The sequence below is a fragment of the Devosia sp. MC1541 genome (genome assembly GCF_012847305.1).
Taxonomy (GTDB): Bacteria; Pseudomonadota; Alphaproteobacteria; order Rhizobiales; family Devosiaceae; genus Devosia.
The window spans coordinates 1-3,222 of sequence record NZ_JABBDZ010000039.1 but is presented as its reverse complement, the minus strand read 5'-3'; the positions used below and the strand labels follow the sequence as shown (position 1 = coordinate 3,222).

Annotated in this window: 1 protein-coding gene and 1 pseudogene; one reads left to right on the top strand and one right to left on the bottom strand. The window is 56.4% G+C overall.

Translation table 11 applies throughout. The features are described 5' to 3' along the window. Positions 1 to 200: 200 nt before the first annotated feature. Positions 201 to 533: pseudogene (locus tag HKD40_RS18010) on the bottom strand (IS3 family transposase); the annotation flags it as partial. 480 nt (positions 534 to 1,013) lie between these two features. On the opposite strand from HKD40_RS18010, the gene HKD40_RS17555 reads away from it, so the two are divergent. Further along, positions 1,014 to 2,774: a methyl-accepting chemotaxis protein gene (locus HKD40_RS17555; protein ID WP_169197060.1), complete on the top strand. Its 1,761-nt coding sequence runs from the start codon at positions 1,014 to 1,016 to the stop codon at positions 2,772 to 2,774. Positions 2,775 to 3,222: the final 448 nt, after the last annotated feature.

Below are 3,222 nucleotides of genomic sequence, written 5' to 3'. Positions count from 1 at the left end.
GCGCAATGCCGACGTCCATTCAATGGCTGCTTGTGGGGAGCGTTCGTTTCGAGTTGGACGTCCGATTTGGGGGCGGCTGATGACGCAAAGTTAGGGAACGCACCTATTCGATGCCTCGATAAACTGCAATGATTGGTCAGAACCTGTGTCTCAGAATTAGGTTCTGACGCCGGGAAAAGCCTAGGCAGGGAGTGGCTCATGGCTTTGATACCGGCCCGCCGCGCTAGGCGCGCAATATGGATCAGGCAACTGGTCTCACCTTAATCGAGCAGATCATCATGTGGCTCGCGGTAGCCATAGACCTTGCCGCTCTACTGCCACGCATCAGCGATCCGCTGGGTCTTTCGGAATGTCCTCCTGCGCCCGTTTGCTCAATGGGCCCCTAAGCCAAGCGTAAAAGCCTCTGGCGTGGATGCGCAGGCACCGGCACATAAAGCGCACACATTATTGAAGGCGACGCTCGATTGAAGGCGACGCTCGGCAACGAACGCGTACCTCACTTTGCATCCTTGGCTAAGTCGCAGCCGCTTTCCTAAGGAACACTCACAGCTTCTGTCGCAGGCTCAAGATGATAGCCGAGGGAGTGGGCATGGCGCTGCAGATTGGCAAGAACCCGGCCGCGGTAGTCGTTATCATACGATGCAGTTTCCGTACCCTGATAGCGCATGCCGTGATGAAGGGAGTTGTAGAACTTTTAGCGACCTTACGGGCGGTGGCTGTTACCGCCTTCTGTTCGCCAATGCGCCCGGCCAAACGCCGATAGGAATGCCCCGCAAAAAAAACGGGGCATTGCCAGAACACATTTAAGTAACCATGGGGGCTGAGGCTACCGGTGGCTCGCAAATCCAATCGGCTCCGTGTTTCGTAAATCTAAACTGAATGTTGCTGCTCCGCACACGGAGCCTTGCCTTGGGCCTTATTTGGCTATGGTGGGAGGGATTATCCTAGCCAATGGGAAAGTTTGTATGTTGCGTACAGTAGTTGGGCGGCCCGATTATATGGGGGCACGCTAAGTGGCCCTTCAGTTTTTTCAGCGCGCAAAAGCGAAGCGAAATGCTATCAATGCTGATGCGATGGCGGCCCTGAACAAGTCGCAGGCTTTTATCGAGTTCGAGCTGGACGGAACCATCATTACAGCCAACGACAATTTCTTGTCGGTGATGGGGTATAAGGTGGAAGAGGTCGCTGGCCGCCATCACAGCATGTTCCTCGAGAACGATTATGCCAACTCTCCGGAATATAGAAAGTTTTGGGACAAACTGGCCGCGGGTGAGTTTCAGCGCGCGCGCTTCAAACGGCTTGGCAAGGGCGGCAAAGAAGTCTGGATTGAAGCCTCCTACAATCCGCTGATCGACGCTGACGGCAATGCCTACCGGATCATCAAAGTGGCGAGTGATGTCACCGCCCGTCACAAGGAATCTTCGGACGCGCGCGGTCAGATCAGCGCCATATCGCGCTCCCAAGCCGTTATCGAATTCGAGCTTGATGGCACTATTATCTCGGCCAATGAGAACTTCTGCAGAGCGCTGGGTTATCGGCTCGATGAAATTCGCGGCCAACATCACAGCATGTTCGTCAACCCGATCGAAGCGTCCGGAGCGCAATACATAGAGTTCTGGCGCAGTCTCAGCATGGGTGAGTTTTCGTCGAATGAATATAAGCGCATCGGCAAAGATGGCAGAGTGGTGTGGATCCAAGCATCCTACAATCCGATCTTCGATGCCAACGGGCGTCCCTACAAAGTGGTCAAATACGCAACGGACATCACCGAGCGTAAGATGGCCGTCAATGCGCTTAGTCATGCATTGAATTTGCTGGCTCAGGGACATTTGGACTGTCATATCACCGAGGCGTTTCCCGGCGAATTGGCGCAGGTTCGCACGGCGTTCAACGACACCGTGAGCCGGTTTGGCAATCTCGTACAAGAACTGCGGGGCACGACGACGGCGCTGCGGTCGGCGACTGGCGAAATCCTTGCCGGAACAAATGATTTAGCCGAGCGGACGATGCGGCAGGCCACCGCAATTGCCGACACCAGTTCGGCTATCGAGCAGCTTTCACAGGCCGTAACGGAAAATGCGCATCGTGCGGAAGCCGCCCGGGCAAATGCTAAGAATGTGTCTGACGATGCCGTCGACGCTGGCGATGTTATGGGCCAGGCGCATCAGGCCATGGAAGACGTGACGGTTCAGGCCGCGAAAATCTCCAACATCATCGGTATGATTGATGAAATCGCATTTCAGACCAATCTTTTGGCGCTCAATGCCTCTGTAGAGGCGGCGCGCGCTGGCGATGCCGGTAAGGGCTTTGCCGTTGTAGCTGTGGAAGTCCGTCGGCTCGCGCAATCGGCCTCCAGCGCCTCCAGTGACATCAAGGTCCTCATCGAGCGATCAGCAGAGGCCGTCGCGACGGGGAGTAAGCTCGTTTCGGCAGCGGCTGATCGCTTGGTTGCGATGGTTACCCGCGTTCGGGGAAGTGCCGAACTCATGGAAGAGATCGCTCGCGCCAATGGCGAGCAGGCCAGTGCCATCTCCGGCGTCAACTCAGCTGTCCGGAAGATGGATGAGATGACACAGCACAATGCAGCGCTTGTCGAGGAAACCAACGCGGCGATTGAGCAGACTGAAGGCCAGGCGAGCCGTGTCGATAGTCTCGTTGAGTTTTTCGTGGTTGGGACTGAAGCACGGGTTCATTACAAAACCTTCCCAGTGCGAAATTTAAAACCTGTAGCGAGCCGGAGAGCGCTCACTCACCGAGTCCAAACGCCGTCCTGATCTCTTGGCTTATTGGCGATGGCTCGACGCTGCGCCTTTACGCCAACCTTGCGCACTACGCGCAGTCGGATGTGCCCCGGTTGTCGGCAGGGAGTCTATCTCCGCAGCCTTGCCGACGCGGACCGCCTCGGCGCATTGTCGGTACTGTGGGCTATAGAGGTTTAGCGCTGCAGCGTTAATTACAAACTCAATTGTTCGCAACTAAGGGGCCGCCCGGCCATTGGCGGGGTGCATGCCGCGGCGTTCTGACGGGACGGCGGTGCGCAGAATGCCCCAGAGATACTTCTTCGGAGGCCCGGGCCATTGCCTCTTGATGCGTCATCGTCTGACGTAGCGGCCTGGAGCCGATTGTCGGCTCACTGTCCCAACTACGACGCTTTTAGTATCTCTGACGAACGGCAGCTTTTAAGTAGTACTACAAGGCCGCTTGACGTCTCAAATGGGGGCG